A 24652-nucleotide genomic window follows, 5' to 3' on the forward strand; every position below is an offset into this window, starting at 1 on the left:
TTATACCATTCTTCAAACGGGAAAACAACAGATAAGTTGCACCACTTTTAATACTTTACTTTAATCCCATGATAGGTTTCCTGTTCAGTGTAATCCTTTCTTAAAGGAAAACCTTCCCAATCAGCAGGTAATAGAATACGACGCAAATCCGGATGTCCGACAAACTGTATCCCCATAAGATCAAATGCTTCTCTTTCATGCCAGTTGGCAGTGCGCCATATATGACTAACTGTTGGCACTTTAGGCAAAGCATCTTTGTTAGTGCGGGAAAACAGGATCTTTACCACTAATGAATGCTCATAGGGAATAGAATACAAATGGTAAATTATCTCCATTGTCCCTAAATCCGGCCCGTTATCCAAAGCAGTAAGACATTCTAAAAAATCGAAGTATGTTTGAGAATGCCCATATAAAAATTGACAGATATCTGCAATACGTTCAACAGGGACTGTAATGCTGGACTGTAGAGTTTGTATATTCTCAGCAACAATTACTGTTTCTCCAAACTGTTGAATCAGTAAATCTTTAAGTTCAGAAAACGTCATTTAACTGTTCTGTGAAGTAATTAGTGACTGAGATTCTTTCTCCTTATCCTCTTCCAGCATCTGCAATAACTTATGAGGTGCGATTAATGATTCTTTCCGAATCTTTTCCTGCAATTTCAGAATACCTCCAATCAGTGCTTCGGGTCTTGGCGGACAACCCGGTACATATACATCTACTGGAATAATCCGATCTACTCCTTTCACCACATGATAACCATGTTGCCAGTAAGGACCACCACAATTTGAACAGCTACCCATTGAGATAACATAACGGGGTTCAGGCATCTGCTCATATAACCGACGAATGCGATCAGCCATCTTAAATGTAACTGTCCCGGAGATAATCATTACATCAGATTGGCGAGGAGAAGGACGAGGGAATAATCCCAGACGATCGAGATCATATCCGGAAGCAAATGATCCCATCATCTCAATAGCACAACAAGCCAAACCAAATCCCATAGGCCATAATGAGGATAAACGAGCCCAGTTTAATAAATCATCTACTTTGGTGACAATCACGCCACCCGATTCAAATTGTTGATCTAATAATCCCATATTATTATTTATCTCCCCGAAGCACCAGACATACAACGAAGATATAGACTAAGTATTATCATTTATCAATGAAGCTCTTACTCTCATATTCTAGTTGAGTAAGATACTTTACTGCCAAAGATACTAGGTTTATAAGAACAGGGGCTATCTGATTTATATTTTTTAATTCTGGGGAGTCATTATTTCAACAGGAGTAGGAACATAACTGGGAATAGTAATGACAAACTGAGTTCCTACACCGTGTTCAGACTGAACATTAATGCTACCACCTAGTTTTTCTACAACCTGTTTAGTTATATACAAGCCCAATCCGGACCCATGCGTTCCGAGAGAAGCCCGGAAAAACATATCAAATATTTTGTCTATGTATTGTTCCTCTATACCCTTCCCATTATCTTCAACTACAATTTTAGCAATTCTATTATCTGCCTTAATAGATATTCGAACTCTGGCACCAGCACATGCTTTCTGATACTTAATAGCATTGGAAAACAGATTTAGCAGTATAATTTCAATTCGAGAAGAATCTGAATAAAAAGGCTCTGGTACACGTATATCTTTTATCAATCTAATTTCAGACGCATTTTCCAGGTATTGCAGACTGCTCCAGCACTCTTTAGTAAGCTTATTAAAATCAACCTGCTCTTTTACAATATCCAATCTGCTATTACGTGAAAAACTCAATATATCAGAGAAAAATGCATCCAGGCGGTCTACGCTTTTCTCAATCAGCTTCAGATATTCCGTTTTTTGTTTTTCGTCTGTTTCAATTTTGATAAGATTTACCAGACCCAATACAGACCTCAAAGGAGCTCTCATATCATGAGAAGCCCTATATACAAAGGTATCCAGTTCAAAATTTGTACGTATTAACTCATTTTCAGCTCGTTTCCGTTCTGTAATATCTCTAGAAAACACAGCAACCCCTGTTACTTTGCCAAACTCATTCTGAATAGGGTTATAAACAGTTTCATACCATGTACGATGCAGATTAGATTCTCCCAGCTCTTCCACCACCATAAACTGTTTTCCCTGAAAAGCCTGTTGTAGGTGATTTACTATTTTATCTGTATCCAAACCTAGTAAATGATCTTCAATTACATTTACACCTTTGGTTACTTTTGCACCGTATGCTTTTTGCATCAACTCCTTATGTGTAGAGTTATAGATGAGATAGTTATAATCTGTATCCAATGCAAAAATACTACTCTGAGTACTTTCCAGAATTCCCCGTAACTGTTCATTCTGTTGTTTTACTTTTTCCTCCGCAAGCTTATGTTCTGTGATATCTGTGGTAATTCCTTCCATTCGCAAAGGTTTTCCATCTTCATCCCATACTATTTTGCAGCGGTCACGCAACCATCTGAGCTCTCCATTTTTACGAACTACTCTATATTCTATTTCATCAGATCCTTTCTTATGAACTTCAGCTTCAAAAGCCTCATAATCAGACCGATCGTCAGGCAATACTATATGAGACCAATAATTTCTGTTTTCATAGAAACTTGGCTGTGAAAAGGCAAATACATGCTCTGCAGCAGCATTGATATAAAGAATGTCTCCATCTGGCAAAGTAGCAGCCCATACTACCTCATTTAACGAAGCCAGTATGCTACTTAGATTGCTTTCCGATTCCCTTAAACGTGTTTCTGTATGATACAATACACTAATCAGGTAAATGATACAGAATCCGATAACCCCTACTGAAAGAATAAAATTTGCTGCATAGAATGAATGTTGGGTTTCAGCAGAAATAGGGAATAGCCATAATCGGTGTTCTGTAAAATCCAGAAGTCCTAAAAAAGCAAATGACAAGGCAGTCATTAATATAATTTTTTCCTTATCATGAAAGCCATAAATTACCAGAGTACTGGTAATCAGAGGAAAATATAATAAGTAGATACCTGCTTTATTACCCAGAGCAGAGGAAAAAACAAATAAGAAAATATTCGTAATAATATAGAAAATATATTTTGCAGTCTCTGTTTTATCCTGTTTGTTAATACGAAATACAAGCGTATAAGCTCCCAGGTAAGCCAGTAATAAAACAATTATGTAAATATTCTTGGGAAAGTTTACTTCGCGCAATAAGGTACCAAATATCACAAGGCCCAGCAAGTGATAGAATAATTGGCTTACAAGTATAAAGTTTCGAACGGTTAACGAAGCATTCCTTGTCGTTTCGGACGACGAAAAGAATAGTTTATAAATGGTTTCTAGCATTAAAGAAGAGCAAGCAGAAATCGCTTTGAAAAATATGCAAAAGACTTTCTTAACTTACGTTGTAATTTTACAAACAAATTTATTAAAAACAACGCTTTACTGCAAAAATTATTGTCACAGGTACAATTATCTCCTTTATACGCATTAGAAATACTTTAGTTTTATTTGCGTTTTTTGCTTATTCAGCAAAGATATTACATGCTTCTTATACTATTGTATGTTCCTATTTTTAGCAGAGTTTATACAAATAAAAAGACTTTGATGTTTACACACCAAAGTCTTTCAAAAACTACTATCAGAAAATGCTATAATTTCCCTCTAAGAAACTGTCCTGTATAACTTTTTTCTTCCCTAATCAACTCCTCAGGAACACCTTCAAAAACCAGATAACCACCTTTATCTCCTCCTTCTGGCCCCAGATCTATTACCCAGTCTGCAGATTTTATTATCTCAGTATTATGTTCTATCAGAACAACACTATCACCTTGTTCTACCAAAGCATTAATTGCATTCAATAACTTTTTGATATCGTGAAAATGTAACCCTGTAGTAGGTTCATCAAAAATGAACAATGTTTTTCCTTGGTGTGCATTTCCCTTTCCAAGGAAAGAAGCTAGTTTTACCCGTTGTGCCTCCCCTCCGGAAAGTGTATCTGATGATTGTCCTAAACGTACATATCCCAAACCAACGTCTTGTAAAGGCTTTAATCTATCCGCAACTTTCGGAACACCTTGAAAGAACTCAACAGCTTCATCAACAGTCATATCCAGTATATCAGCAATATTCTTATCCTTATATGTCACTTCCAGCACTTCCTGCTTAAAACGTTTACCATGACAACTCTCGCAGGTCAGGTGAATATCTGCCATAAATTGCATCTCAATAGTTACATGTCCCTCTCCCTGACATGCCTCACATCGTCCTCCATCTATATTAAAGGAAAAGTGTCCTGCTGTATACCCACGGGTTTTGGCTAAAGATTGGTCAGCCATTAGCTGACGAATATGGTCATACGCTTTAATGTAAGTAACAGGATTGGATCGTGATGACTTTCCTATGGGGTTCTGATCTACAAATTCAACTGCAGTTAATAGAGACAAGCTACCACTAATTGACTCATACCTGGCAGATTCTTCATTATGTAGGCCAAGATGTTTTGCCAAAGCCGGATATACTATCTTTTTTACCAATGTTGATTTTCCGGAACCACTTACACCTGTAATAGCCGTTAATATCCCCAGAGGAATTTTTACATTGACATTTTTGAGATTATTTTCTCTTGCCCCTTTAATTTCAATGGCATCTGTCCACTGACGGCGACGTTTAGGTACAGGCACTTCATCTGTTCCATTCAAATAACGTGTTGTGTACGTATCTGCGGAGTCTACATCTTCCAGACTACCCTGAAAGATTAGTTCACCACCATGTGCACCTGCATCAGGCCCTATATCAATAATCTGATCAGCAGCTCGTAACACCTCTTCTTCATGTTCTACTACAATCACAGTATTTCCTAGGTCCCGAAGCATTTTTAGTACACTTATCAGCTTTTGTGTATCTCGTGGATGCAGTCCAATACTAGGCTCATCCAGAATATACATAGAACCAACTAACGCACTACCTAATGATGTTGCCAGTTTAATCCGCTGATATTCTCCACCTGACAAAGTAGAAGAGATTCGATTCATAGTAAGGTACCCCAAACCCACTTTATCCAGATAGCTCAGACGATTACGTATCTCCGTAATAATACGTCCGGACACTTTTTGTTCATACTCACTCAATTCGGTTTCATCAAAAAATCTTGTAACCTGTGTAACGGGCATTAATACCAGATCAATAATAGACTTTCCGCCAATCTTTACATAGCCTGCATCTTTCCGGATACGGCTTCCACGACAGTCGGGACACACAGTCCTTCCACGATACCTGGATAGCAAAACTCTATATTGAATTTTATAGGTTTCTCCTTCTACATAGCGAAAAAACTCATCAATCCCTTTAAAATATTCATTTCCTTTCCATAATAATGTCTTTTGCTCTTCCGAGAGATCTTCATACGGACGATGAATAGGAAAATCAAAACGTATTCCATTTTTAATAAGGGGAGTCAACCACTCACTCATTTTTTCTGTACGCCATGGAGCAATAGCCCCTTCATACACAGAAAGTGTCTTATCTGGAATGATCAGATCCGGATCAAGGCCAAGCACAGTACCAAACCCTTCACAGGTGCGACAGGCTCCATATGGGTTATTAAAACTAAAGAAGTTAACGCTTGGCTCTTCAAAGGTAATACCATCCAATTCAAAACGATCAGAGAATAGTTTACTTTCCTTATCAACAACCTGCACCATACACTCACCATCACCTTCAAAGAAAGCAGTTTGTATAGAATCTGATATACGGAACTCATTATCTTCATCATTATGTCGAACACTGTTCCGATCTATCAATATAAATACTTGTGAATGTTTTTGTTTTACTTTCTTATCAATTTCACTTAACCGTTTTGTATCACTAATAATCTCCTCAATAAAAAGAAGTTCATCATTCCATTGAATACGTGTAAATCCTTTTTGCAATAATATATTCAACTCATCCAGTAATTTACGTTCAGTATGAGGTTTCAGCGGAGCTAATACAAGAAATCGTTGCCCATCTTCAAAACTGTACAGATAATCTATTACATCTGTAACAGTATCCCGGCGTACCTCCTGACCTGAAACAGGAGAATAAGTTTTCCCAATTCGTGAAAACAATAATTTTAAATAATCATAAATTTCTGTGGTGGTACCTACTGTAGAACGTGGATTGCGGGTGTTAACTTTCTGCTCAATAGCAATAGCAGGAGAAACACCTTTTATATATTCGACCTCGGGTTTTTCCATTCTTCCTAAAAACTGGCGGGCATAACTTCCCAGACTTTCCACATACATCCGTTGACCTTCGGCAAACAACGTATCAAATGCCAGAGAGGATTTACCAGAACCAGATAAGCCAGTAATGACAACCAACTTATTCCGAGGAATAGCAACACTAAGATTTTTAAGATTGTTAACACGTGCACCCTTAATAATTATGTATTCTCTTGGATCAAGATCACTTATACCTGGCAAGGTTGTTGCTTTGGAAACCATAGATTTATTACTCATAGTCAAACACTTACATTTATAAAGAACCGATCAAACGCTGACAGGTTCATAAATATAGCCTTAGCTTATATTTATACTTTTCAAAAATAGTATCAGGGTATTATAATGAAAGCTGATTTTACACAAAAAAGTTTAGTAGACACACAGATTTTCAACATTTTCACTGACAACAGGTTCATTTTCTTTTTTTTTATACAAAAAGAAAAAAAATATTACTCAGTTCGATAAACAGCTTGCAAAATACGTATCCACTATGTACTTTTGATTAATTCCAATTTAAAAAAAATCTCTCACTAAAACCCACATTCCGCTGTCTATGGTAGACTTATACGCAAACGTCCTAAATGTTTCGCTATATGAACCAAAGTTTGTTGAACGACAGCGTTCTTGTCACTCTTTACAAAAATGGCAATGAGAAAGCCTTTGAACTCCTTGTCAAACGTTATAAATCAAAGGTCTATACTGCAATTTATCTAATTGTTAAAGATTCTTACACAGCTGAAGATCTATTACAGGATACCTTTATCAAAGCAGTAACTACAATTAAATCAGGTCGCTATAATGAAGAGGGTAAATTCTTACCTTGGCTTTTGCGTATAGCGCACAATCTTGCTATCGATTATTTCCGTCGGGAGAAGCGTTATCCAACTATAGTAATGGAGGATGGCAGTAATGTGTTTGATACACTTGAATTCTCTGAGGATTCAGCAGAATCGATTCAGATTCGTCAGGAAACTTATAATCGATTGCGGGATATGATTGATAACCTCCCTAGCGTACAAAAAGAAGTCCTGATTATGCGTCATTATAATGATATGAGCTTTCAGGAGATAGCAGATGCTACAGGAGTAAGTATTAATACTGCACTAGGTCGTATGCGTTATGCATTGATTAATCTGAGAAAACAGATGACAACAACAGATCAGAATAGATACGTATCAAACTAGAAGCTGTCTAAGTTAAGACTAGTAGTTTTAGAAATAATACGAATTTTATAAAAAGGCTATCTGGCTAAATAAAAGCCAAGGTAGCCTTTTACTTTTTTTTAATATATCGTATATACAATTTTAAGAATGTATCACGCGTTATTCTAACAAATATCTTCCTTTTACTCTTCTATCCTCTCACTTTAGAAACTTAAAAAATAATTATGACCAAAACTTTTACTTCTAACGACATTATCAGGTATATATATGAAGACTTACCTGAAACAGAAAAACAATGTATAGCAGCACTCATCTCAACAGACAAAGAATTTAATGCATTATACAAAGAGTTACAACAGGCTCAGGAGATGCTTAACCAACTAGCTCTTGCAGAACCATCTGATAAAACCGTAAATAAAATTCTGGAGTTTTCCCGTAATTATACAGCTTGTCAAGTATAATTTTATATAGAAGCATTAGAAAGGTTAGATCAGAATGTACTCCGATCTAACCTTTTTTCTTTTATTACAGCTATAATTCTACTAGTTTAGCATCCAGCATTATATAAAAAGTACAAGAACTCTCTTAGCAATAACTCTTTCATAAAAAGTCGGTTACTTTCTATAGATTAGGGAGATAAATAACAAAAAAAGCCAGCTGTACAAAAAATGTTTAGAATTGAACTGCACATCTGCTTTGCTGATGTGAAAGTTATTTCTTGATTTAATGACAAAATTAATAAAGTTTTTAATCATATACCTTATTGCTTGTCTTGTCAGTGCTCAATCCAAAGCACAGGGAGAAGACACACTAGAAGCCCATTTACAAAAATTGCCAGATGTTGAGAAAGTAAATTTTCTCAACCATCTCGCAGAAGTTTATTCTGTTCGTATTCCTTTGCAAGCCTTAAAATATGGACAGCTTGCCTTAACCCATGCTCAGACAGCCAACTATATACAAGGTCAAGCCAAAGCTTTCAATAATATTGGAGAGTATTATTTGAATAATGGTGAGTATGATAAGGCCAATGAACAATTTCAGCAAGCATTAAAGATTGGCTATACTATCTCCGAAACAGAAATTATAGCGACTTCATTAACAAAGATTGGTGTAGTTTATTATTTTAAAGGAGACTACCAGAAAGCACTTCACTATTTGCATCAAACATTGCCCCTTCACAAAAAGCTTTATAACCTGCGTGCTATTGCCAACACACAGAATACCATTAGTTATATATATGCGAATCAGGGAGTCCCGGAGAAAGCGTTAGAATATGCATTACAATCTCTACGTATTCGAAAAGAATTAAATGATCCCAATGAAATTGCCAAGTCACTTAACTCTTTAGGTGATTTTTATTATAATCAAAGTAGCCTGCGTAAAGCCCTTCATAATTACCTGGAATCTCTACGTATTAGTCGCCAGACAGGAAATCAAAGAGGCATTGCATTCGCACTGGATAATATTGGTAAGGTATATTTACGCCAGGATCGCTTTCAGGAATCATTATTATATTTCAGAGAAGCTCTTACTATCAGTGAACAGCTCAACAGTGCAAAACAAACCGCTACTACCTATATTCATATGGGTAATACGTATCAGGGACTCCATGATAAGGCAAAAGCATACCGCTATTACACAGCAGCCTTACGGGTTCATTATAATCTAAAGAATGATCTGGAAATGGTCCCTATTCTGAATCAAATAGGCAAGTTCAATGCACTAAATGGGGATTTTAAGACAGCACTTTCCTTTCATTATCAAGCACTAAGCAAGGTAAAAAACAGTCAATCCCGCTTATTAAAACGAGATACATATAAAGCACTGGCAGACAGTTATCTCCAAATGAAGAATGCCAATTCTTTTATGGAATACTATCAGTTGTACTCTCAGTTGCAGGATTCTATTCAAAATGATGCCAGTCTCCGCAAAATCGCAGAACTCCAGACCCGTTTCGAATTGGAAGAGAATCAACAACATATTGAGCATGAGAATGAATTAAAAAATCTGGAGATAGAAAGACAGAAAACTGTCCAGAACTATCTGATTGCGATTATCCTTGCCGGCACATTTCTGATTATTACACTTATTGCATTTTATATCTCACATCTTCGGGCTAACAGACAGTTAAAAGTACAGAATGAGACTATCATTCATAAAAACAGACAATTAAGGAAAGTAAATGAAGCACTAAAAACACTAAATGATAAACTCATTGTATCAGAGGCAGAACTTCGCAAAACCAATGAAACAAAAGATAAGTTCTTTTCCATCATTGCTCATGATCTGCGAGCTCCACTAGCCACTTTTAGCTCTTTTCTTACAGCATTATCAGATGCAGATGATAGCTTTACTCAAGAAGACATTGAGTTTATCACAAAAAGTACCCAGAAGTCACTTAAGAACTTAACAGATTTACTGAATAACCTGCTACAATGGTCCCGTTCTCAGATGGGAAGTATTCAGTTTAATCCACAATCAATTATTTTACAAGAGCTTATTCAGCAGACAGTAAGCCTGGTTACTGAAGAAACAGCCAACAAATCCATAAGTATTGTCTCTAAAATTAATCCAGAAGCTATAGCATTTGCAGATGCCAATATGCTAGACTTCGTGATACGAAATATTGTATCCAATGCTGTAAAATTCACTCCCAGAGGTGGTAATATTACTATTGAGTCCTTTGATGTCCAAGACAATAAACTCCTGGGTGTCAGGATAATAGATACAGGGGTTGGAATATCTCCAGATAATCTGAAAAAACTATTCGATCTGCAAATTGGCTTTACAACAATAGGTACAGCCAATGAAAAAGGTACCGGCTTAGGGTTAGTACTTTGTAAAGAGTTTGTGGAGAAAAATGGCGGAAAGATCTTTGTTGAAAGCGAACCAGGTAAAGGTACACAATTTTCGATTACAATTCCTAAAAATACGGCAAGGCTATCTGTTAATTAAATTCATACAAATAGCAGGAATATTTCTTACATTTTTTTGTACGTCTTTTGCAGCTTATGGATATTTGTAAAAATATATAAGCATGACAAAGAAGGAACGGTATCAGCATTTTATAGCTTATTTCAGCGAGCATTCGGAAAATCCACAAACAGAGCTAAACTTTGACAATCCATATCAATTACTTGTTGCAGTAATTCTTAGCGCACAATGTACAGACAAACGAGTCAACCTGATTACTCCCGCTTTATTTGAACGTTTTCCTAATGCCTTCGCACTTGCTAATAGTCATTTTGACGAATTATTTCCATACATCAAAAGCATCTCTTATCCCAACAATAAGACAAAACATTTGTTGGGTATGGCGAAAATGATTATCTCGGATTTTGGAGGGGAAATACCAGAAACAGTTGAAGATCTACAACGTCTGCCAGGCGTAGGGCGCAAGACAGCCCATGTAATCGCATCTATCGTTTACAATCAACCAGTTTTAGCAGTAGATACCCATGTATTTCGTGTATCTAAACGTTTGGGTTTGGTAAGTGCGAAAGCATCAACACCACTAGCCGTCGAAAAAGAACTGGTCAAATATATTCCTACAGACCTGGTTTATAAATCGCATCATTGGCTTATTTTACATGGTAGATATATATGTGTGGCCAGAAAGCCTAAATGTCCAGAATGTCCACTTACCAATTTTTGTCTGTTTTACGCAAAGCTCATAAAAAAACAATCCAGCGTGCCAGATACTATTCAGAAAAATCCATCGTTGTAAAAAGAGTGTAGGTAATAAAAAAGCGAAAGACTAACAGGTCTTTCGCTTCTGTGTAATATATTCAACAGAAATAGACTATTTTCGAATAATCATACGCATAGAACGGCTTGATGTACCAGCTTCTACAGTATAAATGTAAATACCATCAGGCAAATTATCAGGTCTCTTAAAGACAACCTCATGCTCTCCAGCCTCAAATGCCTCATCTATGATACCCGTGATTTTACTTCCCACAATGCTATAAAGTGTAATCTTTACTACTTGAGGACGTGATATATAAAAACTAATAGTAGTCTGTTCCTGAAAAGGATTTGGATAATTAGCTTTAACTGTAAAGGTCGGATCTTTCTCTTTAACAGAATTAACGGCTATTACTTGCCCAAACGAATGGCTTAACACTCCTACCTGTACACTCAATATAAATAAAAGTAATAGTAAACGTCTCATAGTTCATAGTATTAAAAAATCAAAATAGAAAATAGCTTGGTTAAGTTTAACTTTGTATCACAAAATCTGTACCAGCTTTATGACATGTACGAATATAGATGCTTTTTTTATAAAATAATATACTATTTTTTCTAAAGGAGCGTTAACGTAACTATTCTGCCTAAATCGTCTTTTCTCAAGCTACAAGGATTAACAATTTTTCCAGCATCTCTTTAAGAAAGGTCACATTCAAACTTTATCGAGAAAGTCAGGCTTACTCTCTATTCCTTTAGTTAGTAAACCCTTCCTGTCATAAATAACCACTGCTTGCTGTTTTTTTCATATTAGTAATTGAAGCTATACATAATATAACCTCTTAGTTTCATGCTCTGAATAAAAAGAATCAGATCTTTCACTATTTTATCAATAAACTAAAGTCCTTTATATATTTGAATAAGATACAATTTGTGCTTTTGAGTAGTAATAGCCTATGTTTGTCATCTTTCTATAAGACTATCAGATTCTATCTCTAAGACAACAGCAGGCAAAATAAATACTATTCAGATCACAATTTTTCCAATCTCTATACTTGGTAGTGCTAAATTCTCTGTGTTTATCCGATAACACGATAAAGGCTAAAATAGTTTGTACTTTTCCAATCTTTTCAATACCTTTTTAAATACAACAGTATCAATATTCAGGTTACAGCTTCTTCAAATTATTATGTTTGACAGGACTATTTGATTATCTGAATCCTTCCCGACTGGTTTATTTTCTTCGATTCTAACTGGTAAATATATGTTCCTGCAGAGAGTGATTTTGTATCTAAAGTAAGTTCAGTTTCACCTGCTGTTACTTTTTCATTAGAAAGGAGAGAATAAACAAGTTTCCCTTGCATGGAGTATAATCGCAGAGAAATACGATCACTCTGAGCTAACTTAAGTTTAATATGAACTAGAGAAGTAGAAGGATTAGGATATACATCTATGTGAGTAGCTAGTTCAGGTTCATTTGCTAATACTAATGCATCTTTTAATTTCTGGATACGCCCCGAAGAATAGCTACATATATATAACTCATGATGCTGATCTTCACCAAAGGCGGAAATATTACCATTCATTTTCATCAAAAACTCATTAGTTGCTCTTTTGCTTGTAGTATCATAGGTTAATGTCCACATATTGCCACTTACAAAATCTCCATAAATATACTTACCATATAATGCTGGCAAGAGACTACCTCTATATACAAGTCCTCCTGTTACCGAACGACCTGTACCAGATGATTGTATATAATCCCAGATAGGATCTATCAGACTTTGTGTTGGACAGTTGGCAGAAGGGTTATAGCAAGCCTTTCCTTCCCGATATCGCCATCCATAATTTCCTCCTTTAGTAATAAGGTTAATCTCCTCGCGGGCATTTTGCCCGACATCTCCTGCCCACAAATAGCCTGTAACTGGATCAAAGCTAAACTTCCAAGGGTTACGCAACCCATATGCATAAATTTCCGGCCTGGCACCAGCTCTGGTAACAAATGGATTATCAGATGGTATGGAGTATGTGTCAATTCCAGGTATCTGGTTTACATCTATACGCAATATCTTGCCCAATACGGTAGATAGATTTTGCCCGTTATTTTGAGGATCACCTCCACTCCCTCCATCTCCTGTAGCTATATATAAATACCCATCCTTTCCAAATGCCAGTTTTCCCCCATTATGATTTGAATAAGGTTGATTAAAAACCAATAATAGTTTCTCACTGGTGACATCTGCCAGATTCGGATCATTTGGATTTACATGAAATCTAGAAATTACGGTCTGGAGTTGCCCCTTATCTGTACGAGTATAGTTTACATACAAATAACCATTGTAACGATAGTTGGGATCAAATGCCATCCCTAATAATCCCATTTCCCCTCCGGAAGTAATACGGGTACGTATATCCAGAAAGGTAACAACTTGACTACTGGTTACATTGCTATCATTGGGAAATACTTTAATAATACCTGCCTGTTCTACCACAAACAACCGATTTGAAAAATCGTTAGCATGAGTAATTTCAATAGGTTTTGTGAAGGTGCTTAGTTTAGGAAAAGCATCCTGTAACAACAAAGAAGATTGGGCACCCACATATACAGGTACACTCAGAAAGTAAATCCCCAGAAATGTATTTATCACAGTAGTAATTCGTTCTAATCGCATAAGAGCTAAGTTTATATTTATAGGTAGTGTTTTTTGTTAAATGAAAACATTCTGCTGTTGATTGTTTTAAACTCTTTACATTTGAGACAAAAGATTTACTATAAGATACCAGAAATACGTTTTTGCATGAAAATTGGATTGATTTCAGATACACACAGCTTTTTGGACTCAAAGGTTTTTGACTATTTCCAACATTGCGATGAAATATGGCATGCAGGAGATATAGGTGAGCCAGAAGTAATAACCCAACTTGAAAACTTTAAGCCTGTCAGGGCCGTATACGGAAATATAGATGCACCAGAAATTCGCCAAAAATATCCTGAAAATCAAAGATTTGTTTGCGAAAATTCAGATATTTGGATTACACATATCGGAGGACACCCTCCCAGATACAATCCAAAAGTTTTAAAGCTTTTGAAGGATAATCCGCCGAATATATTCATTTGTGGACACTCCCATATATTAAGAGTAATGCCGGATCAGCAATTTGGGAATTTCATCTATATGAACCCGGGAGCAGCTGGTCAGGAAGGTTTTCACTCAATTCGTACTATTTTACGTTTTGATCTTGAGAATAAAAAGATTTTTAATCTGGAAGCTATTGAATTAGGTAAAAGAGGGAGATAATTAATGAAACCTCCAGCTTCAACCAATTATGAAACACCATTGTTATGTCCAGTTCAACCACATTGTTATCTCTAGACAATGAGACTATTGCAAGACGCATTGCTGTAGTCGATATGCTGAGAGGAATCGCCCTGATTTTATTAACACTAGGCTGTATTCTTGTCTGGTTTCACGAATCTGCTCGCTTTTCACAAAATCAAACCATTTCAGTTGCTGTTACAATTACCCGATATCTCGCAGAAGCAGGTGCATTAGCTTTAATCTTTGTTTTGGGGATGAGTATCTTCTTTTTCAAAAAATATCATTTCTCTATAGAAAAATATAATGTGGCAATTGCTTCATTTATTATTCTAGCTCTATATAGTATTCTCTTCTCCGCTCCTCTATTTACCTTTTTAGTTCAGTTCTCATTCTGGTTCTGGGTAGTAATACTGCTAGTATTATTATGTCTGGGTTGGAGTGCAGGCTATTTATTTCAGAACTACCTGTTGCTGGATGCAGAAAAATATATGGTTTATATGAACCGTAAACACGATTTTCGTAAGGTGATGCTTGTATTTGGACAAGCCCCCCTATTCTTTTTTATAACTATGTTATTTTTTGTTCAGGTACTGTCATGGCTCACGGTTCTCTCTGCGGGATTCACATGGACAGATGTTCATTTACTAGCTGGTTATACTGGATTACCTAACGATTTTGGCTACACACTTCCGCGTGTTTATCTGGTCGGTTTCTGTCTGCTAGCATTACTATATCCTCTTTGTAAAGCATATGGGCACTTTAAAGCATTACATCCACATGGCTGGCTTAAGTATCTCTAACCAGTCTTTTCGTTACTCACCTTTTCCTTTGGGAAGCTTAAATCGGAATTGAGTTCCTTTACCTGGCTTACTTGTCACTGTAATCTTAGAACCGTGTGCTTCTACAATATGTTTGGTGATAGCCAGTCCTAATCCTGTGCCCCCGCTATCTTTTGAACGACTTTTTTCTACACGATAAAACCGCTCAAATATTCGTTTGAGGTGTTCTGGTTCAATTCCAGGTCCATCATCCCTTACTGAAACTACCAACTGATCTTTTTCACTTTCAATTTCAACAACCACTTTTCCAGCTTCATTACCATATTTGATGGCATTATCAATAAGATTAGTCATTACCTGACTTATACGATTCTTATCGGCATAGGCAATCATCTTTGGAATTTGATGCTTATCAAACTTAAGCTTTATATTCTTTGCTATTGCGGTTTCTTCCAGTTGCTCAAAGATATCACTGGTAAGCTGATAAAGATCAAAATGCGAAAACTGCATTTTAATCTCGCCACTTTCCATGCGGGATAAAGTCAGCAGATCCTGCACCAGAATATTGAGGTTATCAAGGCTACGGGCTGACTTCTCCAGAAACTTATCCCGAACCTTTTCATCCTCAATGGCGCCATCCAGCAAGGTATGAATGAATCCTTGGGCAGCGAAGATTGGAGTTTTAAGCTCATGCGAAATATTTGCAACAAATTCTCTGCGGTATTCTTCCATTCGTTTGAGTTCATCTATCTCCTGTTGCTTGCGGGTAGCATAGGTATAAATCTCCTCATTCAGTCGCTTGACAGGATTAGCATCCCGGAAGATGCGTTTTTTAGGAACTTTAAAGTCTTTTTGCTTAATTTTATCCAGCATAGTATAGATCATATTCAGTTCTCTGAATACAAGAAATTCCAATGCTACATAAATAAAGAGAAAAGAAGACAAAAATGACAGACTAAACGTAACAACTAAAGCACGTTCAGACACATTATCAACAAAAGCTAGAAAAACAGTAGTAATGCAGGCAATTAATAATGCTGCAAGAAGAGAAACTCCTTTAGAACCAAAAAGCATGACACGATAACTACGTTAAATAGTTGTCTGAGAGATTCTGACCCATTACTACAATTACGTAAAGATCTCAAAACTCAAGCAAGTATAAAACGATAAACAAGAAACAGTCTATTCTGTCAGATCAAACTTATATCCAACACCTTTGACCGTTTTAATATGATCTTCTCCGATTTTCTCTCTTACTTTTCGAATATGTACATCTACGGTACGAGCCAGGACATATACGTCCGTACCCCAGATATTTTGCAATAAATCATCCCGGCTAAACACTTTGTTAGGATTTTGAGCCAGAAAATAAAGTAATTCAAATTCTTTCTTTGGCAATGTAATCTGATTGCCCCGATTGGTAACAGTATAACTTTTCCGGTCAATGGTCAGATCACCAATTGAAACCTTATCTTCCTGTTTCCCTTTCTTGGATTCACGCCGAAACAAAGCGTTTATCCTGCTCATTAGTGCTCTTGGCTTAATAGGCTTGGTTATATAATCATCCGCACCTACATCAAAAGCTGCTACTTCAGAATATTCTTCAGCCCGTGCAGTCAGATATATGATAAAAGTATGATTAAGCTCAGACATTTCACGTAACCGACGCCCTGCTTCTACCCCATCCATATGAGGCATCATAATATCCATCAATATCAGATGAGGGATAAATGTTTTTGCAATCTCAATAGCTTTTTTGCCATCAGATGCCACTTTTACCTCATATCCCTCTTTGGTTAAATTATATTGGAGTAATTCTGCAATATCTGCTTCGTCATCTACAATCAGTACTTTGTACGTTTGATTGATACTCATAAAGGTTAGGTTTACAGTAAGAGGATTCTGCTTATTGCCTGTAATGACAGATAGATTTATATTATCTGCTCAAAAATACTATCTTTTTTTGGATAAAAAATCTCACCTGCTATAAACTAGCACAATAATAAAAAACCGGAAGGCATAATCGACTGCATTCCGGTTTTCGTATGTAGCAATTCTTTAAATAATATTATTTTTGCAAAGCTTTTTTTACAGCATTCTCAAGAGACTTTCCATGGAGGTCAGTATCCAGGATTACTCCATCTTTGTCGATCAGGAAAGTAGCAGGAATTGCCTCAATACCATAGTCCTCAGCAGCTTTACTATACCAGAACTTTAAATCGGATACATGGTTTTCCCATGTTAATCCATCCTTGGAAATAGCTTGTTCCCACTTTTGTTTATTCTGATCTAAAGAAACACTATATACAGTAAATCCCTGATCTTTATACTTTTCATATAGTTTCACGACATCAGGATTTGACTGTCGGCAAGGCCCACACCAACTAGCCCAAAAGTCAAGTAATACTACTTTGCCTTTTAATGAAGAAAGCTTAATGACCTTTCCCTGAGGATTAGGCAAAGATATCTCCGGAGCCTTCTGACCAGCCTCTGGGGTTCCAGTTCTGGTAGGATATGTAAATGCTGTAACTCCACTCAATACAGCAACAATCATCAATGATTTTATAAAAGCGGTCATTTTTATAGAAGTTATTATACTATGGGAAAGATTATTTTTATACAAAAGTATTATTTAAAAACTATTTTATGTTTTAAGCCTTTATAGCTTTTAAGTTCCATTTCTACAGCACCTACAAACATATCTGCTTCTATTTTTACAGGAATCCGGTTTTTGTCATCTGTAATCCAGACACGAATGGAAGACTCTCCATCAAACATCTCATTTTTAGGCATAACAGGCGTTATTTTGATACAACGAATTTTTCCATATTTCGTTGATATCTCTTCCTTCCCCCTATATTTTACTTTAAAGTCATATACCTTATCATCAAAAAATGCAGGTATAGGGACTACATCTCCAATACGTAATGTATTAAAATCAATAATCCGCATATAACAATATCCACTGATGATATCCTGAATATTGGTAGGCATATCAAACTCTTTGGATACATCATTCTTCTCTTCTGAACGAATTGTCTTTCCGGCATAATTAAAATATACAGTTTCCTGCTTTTTATATTTTCCTTCCTGAAGGTCCGTCTGAAACCTATGTGGAATCAATGCAGATGTATCTACATACGATTTCCAGGTATCTCTGATTTTTACAATCCAATCAAATGCACCTACAGATTTACCGTATGCAGTCACCTCAAAGCAGGGACGATCATTAATCTTATGGATTTGGTTACTTACCTTCACTACTCCCTCTCCTGCATTAATAAATCCATAGTGTACACGGTATTCCAAAATCTCTCCGGGGCCAAAGCTTTCATTCTCCACTATACGATAAGAATCTACTATATGAAAACCACATAGACCTATAATGGCAAGAAGTGAAAACATTATAACGTTCTTCTTCATCGCAAGGTATTTAATAATTATTCATAGTTGAAACATAAACCTGCTTAACAAAAATACAAAATTCGTGCTAACTTATACAGAAACGTAAGTTTTGACAGTATTTTACTATAAATCAGTTTGCTAGGCTTTTCTGCAAATATAAACCCCCAGCTTTTTGTTATACCAAAAAACTGGGGGGAATGTTACAATTACCTGATAAAGTGTCAGGAATATAAACTAAAATGGTAATTAATTCTTAATAATTTTAAATTCTACGCGTCGATTTTGTGCACGTCCTTCTTCTGTCTCGTTATCTGCAAGAGGAACAGATTCCCCATATCCATGAACCACAATACGGCTAGGGTCAAGACCTTTACGAGAAGTAAGATAATCTTTTACGCTGGTAACTCGACCTTCTGAAAGCTTCAAATTGTATTCATCTGTACCCATAGCATCTGTATGTCCGGCAATTTCGATCGTAATTGCCGGATTCTCAACCATGAATTCGGCAACACGATCCAACTCTGGATAAGAAGCATCATTTAGCTGAATCTTATCAAAATCGAAGAATACGTTATTTAATCTAACAACTACGTTTTTCTCTATTGGCACCAGATACAAATCGCGACTTATAATTTTACCTACACTAACAGTAGTATCTTTTGATGTTGCAGGTAAAAGAGGAGTATCATCAGAGTTTAGTACCGCATCGTTGGTATTACCTGTTGCAGCTACCACAAATTGTTCTTTATTTTCCAGCACACTTACATTCCGTAGTGTAGTATCCATTAAGGAAGCAGTTTGACTGGCATCCGCTTTTAATCCAGAGAGGTCAATATTATCAGACACAGAAATAAAACCAGGAGCTTTCGCACGGAAACCATATCTCTTACCATAAGGCAATACGATTTTGTATTCACCTGTCGTAGCATTACTACGAGCAACCCCTAACTCGCCACCACCAGGCAATACTTCATAGCTAATCATAGCATCCAGAGGCTGACGTGTCTTGGAATTGAAAACCTTACCAGATACTAATACAACAGGGTCAGGACGAAATTCTTCTTTCAACTTTACACGTACAACATCACTTCCCCCCTTACTATTTTTATCAGCTACCAAATAAGCATATTCACCAGTAGCATCCATTGTATAGTATGTGTCTGCTTCTTCAGTATTGATTGGACTTCCCATATTAACAGGCTTAGACCATTTCTGCCAGCCATCACCTTCTCTACGAGCAATGTAAATATCATGTGCACCTAAACCTCCTGGACGATCACTACTGAAATACAGCGTTTTACCATCTGCAGCGAGAAAAGGCGTATCTTCACTTACGTTGGTGTTAATATCTGCACCTAACGATTGAGGTCTGGACCATTTTCCATCTTCCTTCAACGTACTAACATACAAATCACTCGCTTCACTATTTTTGACCTCACTAAAAGCCAGTATCAAAAATTTACCGTTGTTAGCCAGAACTGCATTGGTAAATACACCTTTATTCATCTCCTGGAACCCTTCAATTTCCAGTTGTTGAGGTACAGACCAGCCATTAGCTGTGCGATTTGAGGCAGAGAAACCAGGTCCTTTGTACTTCCCATTTTTAAATGCACCCCGAATGATCAATGTACCACCATCAGGTGTAACACTCTCTACAGAATTAAACTGTTCGAGATTAAAAGGCAATGGCATCCGCTTAGCTTTGCTCCATTTTCCATCGGGCCTTTTTGTACAAAACCAGATTTCCTGAGATTCATCGGCTCCAAAAAGATTGTCCTGACGACCATCAATTGCAAAATATAATGTTTGTCCATCAGGAGTCATTACTGGACCCAGCTCATCATAGGTACTGTTTACAGAATCACCCAAATTTTCAATTTCATATGATTTGGGATCAATGCTAACACTACGTTTTTGTCCCCATACAAAAGTAGCGGACAAAAAAAGTAGCAGAATAGGGAAAATTTTAGAAGACTTCATGCTTTTCGTAATAAAATGTGGAGTAGATAGTTACATTGCTGGTATAAACTGATTTATAGGATTTTAACTTCAATTATCACGAAGTTACAAAGATTACAGACACAGACACGGATTAAACTTCTTTTTTTGGTTTGTACAAGATTTATTCCATCAAGTTACGATTAGAAGGCTAAATATATAGATTAAAGTCTGTATACATATTATTTTCTCAGAGGTTACATGTGTATGTTTTTAAGACATGATTCATCTGGTTTCTACTTAACTTTTCATCCAATATCTATTTACAACTCTTTTTTAGTATAAAAATCACTCTCAACTATTAATACGCCTTGTATTATTTATGTAAGTTATTTTCATAAAACTATTCTTTAAAACGCTTTTTTTTTCCTAACTGTAAGAATGCTACAATATCATTAAGTTACCTTAACAAGCTCTGATTCAACTTTTATATGAAAGTTGTTATGTTTATATAAAATATGAAAAAAGTTTTTGAAGATGCTTACAAAGATAAAAACTTTTCTTTCCGGACTATCTACAAATCAGGAACCTACACCTGAAACTAAGCTATATGACTTAGGCTTGCTTAAAGATACTGTAGGCAATAACCCTGATAGTTTGAGAGAAATTATCACCTTATTTCTTCAAAGTAAACCTGCAGAACTGGAGCAATTAGAACTGGCGGTCAAAGACCATAACTTATCTGCTATAGCACGATGGGCACACTGCATTAAAGGAAATCTGAAGTTGTTTGGAATGGACGAAACTTACAATCAACTGGTCTGGATCGAATTGATTGCTAAAAAAAATGAGAAACAATGGAACAATGATATTGAAGTTTATTGGCAAAGAATAGATCAGACATTTACATTAATTCTTAGTCAGTTACCCAAAGAATTAGCATATATGCCTGTCGGATAACTTTTGTATTACTAACCATATAACTAAAAAAGCCTGGTATACCAGGCTTTTTTAGTTATATGGTTTTGAGCAATTGTTTAGGCAACAGCTTTCAATGCAATATATTTAGACTTTTCAAACTCGCTACGAGCATATTCATAATCTACAACAAATTCACGAATATCAGTACGTGATGGTAGATCAAACATGAGATTTGTCATGATAGCTTCGCAGATAGAACGTAATCCACGTGCCCCCAATTTACATTCTACAGCCTGATCAACAATATAATCTAAGGCATCACTATGGAATGTAAGCTGAATATTCTCCATTTCAAACAACTTCTGATATTGTTTGGTAATGGCATTTTTAGGCTCTGTTAGAATCTGACGTAAAGTTTCCCGACTCAATGGCTCCAGATAAGTTAATACCGGAAGACGTCCAAGTAATTCGGGGATCAAACCAAATGAACGAAGATCCTGAGCTGTCACGTACTTCAGCAGGCTTTCATTTTCATGTACTGTATCAAAGGCAGCACCTCCACTAAATCCAATAGGACGGGTATTAATCCGCTTACTGATGTGACGTTGGATACCTTCAAATGCCCCACCACAAACGAAAAGAATATGTTCTGTATTAACAGGGATCATCTTCTGATCAGGATGCTTTCTGCCACCCTGTGGAGGAACATTTACCAAAGAACCTTCCAGTAACTTAAGTAATGCCTGTTGTACACCTTCTCCACTCACATCCCGGGTAATAGATGGATTATCAGATTTGCGGGCAATTTTATCTATTTCGTCAATATATACAATGCCTCTCTCAGCCTTCTCCACATCATAATCAGCAGCTTGTAACAAACGAGTCAGAATGGTCTCAACATCTTCTCCAACATAACCAGCCTCTGTAATTACAGTAGCATCAGCAATACAGAAAGGCACTTGTAACAGACGAGCCATAGTGCGGGCAAGGTATGTTTTTCCTGTACCCGTTTCGCCTACCATGATAATATTTGATTTCTCAATAAGCACTTCATCCTCAGTCTTAGGCTGCATCAAACGCTTATAGTGATTGTATACAGCTACAGAAAGTACCTTTTTTGCTTCATCCTGCCCTACAACGAACTGATCCAGAAACTTCTTCATATCGGAAGGTTTGATCAGATTCAACTTGGGAGTTGTACTTTTCTCTTTTGGGCGAGTTTCTTCAATAATAATCTGATGTCCTTGTTCAATACAACGATCACAAATATGTGCGTTTATACCTGAGAGCATCAGGGAAACTTCTTTTTTGCTTCGCCCACAGAAGGAGCAGCTAATCTGAGCCATAAATGTATAGTAGAAACTTGTGCAGCACTGAATTATTTTGTCTTCAAATACTGCGTATTGAATTTCGATTTAATAATATTTATCTGTCTACTCTGCAAAAGGTAAACCGAAGACAAAAGTAAACAGATTTTTGTTTACATCCGTTTTTTTATCTATCAAAATAAAGAACCTGCTTCTATAGTCAGAAAGCAGGTTCTTTATATAATTGATGCAGAAGCAATTTATGTTTGCTTATATTTTGTCAACAACTTTATCAACTATTCCATAAGCTAATGCCTCATTGGCATCCATCCAGTAATCACGGTCAAAATCTTTCATGATCTGCTCTACAGTCTTTCCACAGTTATCCGCCAAAATCTGAGCACCAATCAGTTTTGTTTTTTCGATCTGACGTGCTTGAATCTCCAAATCAATGGATTTTGCCTGGAAGTAACCACCAATGCTAGGCTGGTGAATCATTACTTCTCCATGTGGATAGATAAATCTACGACCTTTTGTACCTGCGGAAAGTAGAATAGATCCCATAGAAGCAGCCAGTCCCATACATACAGTAGATACAGGCGACTGAATCATTTTCATGGTATCATAGATTACCATACCTGATGTTACTACTCCACCAGGGCTATTAATATAGAAAGTAATTTCTTCACCTGGCTTTTCAGCATCCAGATACAACAACCGGTTTACTAAATAACGGGCAGAATCATCATCCACTACCCCCCACAAAAATATTTTACGTTGTTCTAAAAATTTTTTCTGAAAAACCCGATCTCCAAACACATTTTCTAACGCTTCTGGTTTTGGCATCTCAGGCTCTTCATCAGCATATCTATAAGGATTCATATTATCTTTAATTGTTAAATGGTTGAAATAGCTAAGGGATTAAAAAGAAGAGACTACTGTCAACTACTAAGTATGTCTCAGCTAAGATTAACTATCTATTACTTTAATGGGGCTTCTTTCTCTTCACGAATCAGGATTTCATCAATCAATCCATAGTCTAGTGCTTCTTTGGAAGTAAGCCAGTAATCACGATCAGAATCTGCTTTCACCTGATCATGAGACTTACCACTATGATTTGCCAGGATAGTGTACAATTCATTTCTGAGTGCAACAAGTTGCTTCACAGAGATCTGAATGTCAGAAGCTTGTCCACCAGCAACCCCAGATGGTTGGTGAATCATCGTACGGGCATGTTTCAGAGAGGAACGCTTGCCTTTCGTACCACCTGCCAGCAATACAGCAGCCATGGAAGCAGCAATACTTACATTAATAGTAGCGACATCCGGACGAATGTACTGCATGGTATCATAAATACCCAAACCTGCATAGACAGAACCTCCCGGACTATTGATATACAATAGAATATCCTTCTTAGGATCGGCAGATTCCAGAAATAACAACTGAGCTATAATTATATTAGCAATGTTATCATCAACCCCCATCCCTAAAAATATAATGCGATCAGCCATGAGACGCGAAAAAACATCTACCTCACGGAAGTTCATAGGACGTTCCTCAATAACGGCACGGGTCATATTTTCGACATGATGAACATAGCCATCAACCGCTGAACCGCTGATGTTTTGCCCTTTCACGGCATATTTGCGAAATTCTTCGCTACTTAAATCTTTGTAGAACATACGATTATCAAAAAAAAGTTGCGGATGGCAAAATACAAATTATAACGAAACAAAAAAGCCCTTTGCCAAAAAGGGCTTTCTTCTCATTTACAATTACCGTACCTTTTTCTAAATAATTAAAGAAAGACATAAATGCAGGAAATAATGACCTGCTAAAACAAAATCGGGCAAAACACTCTATAGTAGAGGTTTGGCCCGATAAAATA

Annotated in this window: 21 protein-coding genes; 7 read left to right on the forward strand and 14 right to left on the reverse strand. The window is 36.5% G+C overall.

Annotated features, from left to right (window positions below):
• Window positions 1-47 precede the first annotated feature (47 nt).
• From QNI22_RS38905 to uvrA, 4 genes are all read right to left on the reverse strand, one after another.
• Window positions 48-545 (reverse strand): NADH-quinone oxidoreductase subunit C, encoded by a 498-nt coding sequence (locus QNI22_RS38905; protein ID WP_314519883.1) that lies wholly within the window; start codon window positions 543-545, stop codon window positions 48-50.
• Complete coding sequence (gene nuoB, locus QNI22_RS38910) at window positions 546-1103, reverse strand: NADH-quinone oxidoreductase subunit NuoB (RefSeq protein WP_314519885.1); 558 nt, start codon at window positions 1101-1103, stop codon at window positions 546-548.
• A 162-nt stretch (window positions 1104-1265) separates the two neighbouring features.
• On the reverse strand, window positions 1266-3326 hold the full coding sequence (locus QNI22_RS38915) for a PAS domain-containing sensor histidine kinase (RefSeq protein WP_314519887.1): 2061 nt from the start codon (window positions 3324-3326) through the stop codon (window positions 1266-1268).
• 305 nt (window positions 3327-3631) lie between these two features.
• Window positions 3632-6481, reverse strand: coding sequence for an excinuclease ABC subunit UvrA (gene uvrA / locus QNI22_RS38920; protein ID WP_314519889.1), 2850 nt, complete (start codon window positions 6479-6481; stop codon window positions 3632-3634).
• Window positions 6482-6837: 356 nt separating this feature from the next.
• On the opposite strand from uvrA, the gene QNI22_RS38925 reads away from it, so the two are divergent.
• From QNI22_RS38925 to nth, 4 genes are all read left to right on the forward strand, one after another.
• Window positions 6838-7428, forward strand: a complete 591-nt coding sequence (locus QNI22_RS38925; RefSeq protein ID WP_314519891.1) for an RNA polymerase sigma factor — start codon at window positions 6838-6840, stop codon at window positions 7426-7428.
• A 203-nt stretch (window positions 7429-7631) separates the two neighbouring features.
• Window positions 7632-7868, forward strand: coding sequence for a hypothetical protein (locus QNI22_RS38930; RefSeq protein WP_314519892.1), 237 nt, complete (start codon window positions 7632-7634; stop codon window positions 7866-7868).
• Between the two features lie 265 nt (window positions 7869-8133).
• The gene (locus tag QNI22_RS38935; RefSeq protein WP_314519894.1) at window positions 8134-10362 is read left to right on the forward strand and encodes a tetratricopeptide repeat-containing sensor histidine kinase; all 2229 of its coding nucleotides are present in this window, start codon (window positions 8134-8136) and stop codon (window positions 10360-10362) included.
• 82 nt (window positions 10363-10444) lie between these two features.
• Window positions 10445-11134: an endonuclease III gene (nth, locus tag QNI22_RS38940; protein ID WP_314519896.1), complete on the forward strand. Its 690-nt coding sequence runs from the start codon at window positions 10445-10447 to the stop codon at window positions 11132-11134.
• 75 nt (window positions 11135-11209) lie between these two features.
• Here the strand turns inward: nth and QNI22_RS38945 are convergent, their stop codons facing one another.
• Both QNI22_RS38945 and QNI22_RS38950 read right to left on the reverse strand, forming a co-directional pair.
• Entirely contained in the window at window positions 11210-11581 is a 372-nt protein-coding gene (locus QNI22_RS38945; protein WP_314519899.1) for a T9SS type A sorting domain-containing protein, read from the reverse strand.
• A 715-nt stretch (window positions 11582-12296) separates the two neighbouring features.
• Window positions 12297-13766, reverse strand: a complete 1470-nt coding sequence (locus QNI22_RS38950; RefSeq protein ID WP_314519901.1) for a PQQ-dependent sugar dehydrogenase — start codon at window positions 13764-13766, stop codon at window positions 12297-12299.
• Window positions 13767-13892: 126 nt separating this feature from the next.
• Between QNI22_RS38950 and QNI22_RS38955 the strand changes: the two genes are divergently transcribed.
• Both QNI22_RS38955 and QNI22_RS38960 read left to right on the forward strand, forming a co-directional pair.
• Window positions 13893-14393, forward strand: coding sequence for a metallophosphoesterase family protein (locus QNI22_RS38955; RefSeq protein WP_314519903.1), 501 nt, complete (start codon window positions 13893-13895; stop codon window positions 14391-14393).
• Window positions 14394-14437: 44 nt separating this feature from the next.
• Window positions 14438-15214: an acetyltransferase domain-containing protein gene (locus tag QNI22_RS38960; protein WP_314519904.1), complete on the forward strand. Its 777-nt coding sequence runs from the start codon at window positions 14438-14440 to the stop codon at window positions 15212-15214.
• A gap of 12 nt (window positions 15215-15226) precedes the next feature.
• Here the strand turns inward: QNI22_RS38960 and QNI22_RS38965 are convergent, their stop codons facing one another.
• From QNI22_RS38965 to QNI22_RS38985, 5 genes are all read right to left on the reverse strand, one after another.
• Window positions 15227-16267 (reverse strand): sensor histidine kinase, encoded by a 1041-nt coding sequence (locus QNI22_RS38965; protein ID WP_313986688.1) that lies wholly within the window; start codon window positions 16265-16267, stop codon window positions 15227-15229.
• A 108-nt stretch (window positions 16268-16375) separates the two neighbouring features.
• A complete protein-coding gene (locus QNI22_RS38970) occupies window positions 16376-17068 on the reverse strand; it encodes a response regulator transcription factor (protein ID WP_313986686.1) in 693 nt (230 codons plus the stop codon).
• Window positions 17069-17261: 193 nt separating this feature from the next.
• The gene (locus QNI22_RS38975; protein WP_314519905.1) at window positions 17262-17771 is read right to left on the reverse strand and encodes a TlpA family protein disulfide reductase; all 510 of its coding nucleotides are present in this window, start codon (window positions 17769-17771) and stop codon (window positions 17262-17264) included.
• Between the two features lie 50 nt (window positions 17772-17821).
• Window positions 17822-18616, reverse strand: coding sequence for a DUF3108 domain-containing protein (locus QNI22_RS38980; RefSeq protein ID WP_314519906.1), 795 nt, complete (start codon window positions 18614-18616; stop codon window positions 17822-17824).
• Window positions 18617-18844: 228 nt separating this feature from the next.
• Window positions 18845-20578, reverse strand: coding sequence for an OmpA family protein (locus QNI22_RS38985; protein WP_314519907.1), 1734 nt, complete (start codon window positions 20576-20578; stop codon window positions 18845-18847).
• A 495-nt stretch (window positions 20579-21073) separates the two neighbouring features.
• On the opposite strand from QNI22_RS38985, the gene QNI22_RS38990 reads away from it, so the two are divergent.
• Window positions 21074-21496: an Hpt domain-containing protein gene (locus QNI22_RS38990; RefSeq protein ID WP_314519908.1), complete on the forward strand. Its 423-nt coding sequence runs from the start codon at window positions 21074-21076 to the stop codon at window positions 21494-21496.
• A 77-nt stretch (window positions 21497-21573) separates the two neighbouring features.
• On the opposite strand, the gene clpX is transcribed toward QNI22_RS38990, so the two are convergent.
• The 3 genes from clpX to QNI22_RS39005 form a co-directional block, all read right to left on the reverse strand.
• A complete protein-coding gene (gene clpX, locus QNI22_RS38995; RefSeq protein WP_314519909.1) occupies window positions 21574-22803 on the reverse strand; it encodes an ATP-dependent Clp protease ATP-binding subunit ClpX in 1230 nt (409 codons plus the stop codon).
• A 231-nt stretch (window positions 22804-23034) separates the two neighbouring features.
• Window positions 23035-23646, reverse strand: a complete 612-nt coding sequence (locus QNI22_RS39000) for a ClpP family protease (protein WP_314519910.1) — start codon at window positions 23644-23646, stop codon at window positions 23035-23037.
• A gap of 98 nt (window positions 23647-23744) precedes the next feature.
• Complete coding sequence (locus QNI22_RS39005; protein ID WP_314002941.1) at window positions 23745-24446, reverse strand: ClpP family protease; 702 nt, start codon at window positions 24444-24446, stop codon at window positions 23745-23747.
• Between the last annotated feature and the right edge of the window lie 206 nt (window positions 24447-24652).

The sequence above is a fragment of the Xanthocytophaga agilis genome (assembly GCF_030068605.1).
Classification (GTDB): Bacteria; Bacteroidota; Bacteroidia; order Cytophagales; family 172606-1; genus Xanthocytophaga; species Xanthocytophaga agilis.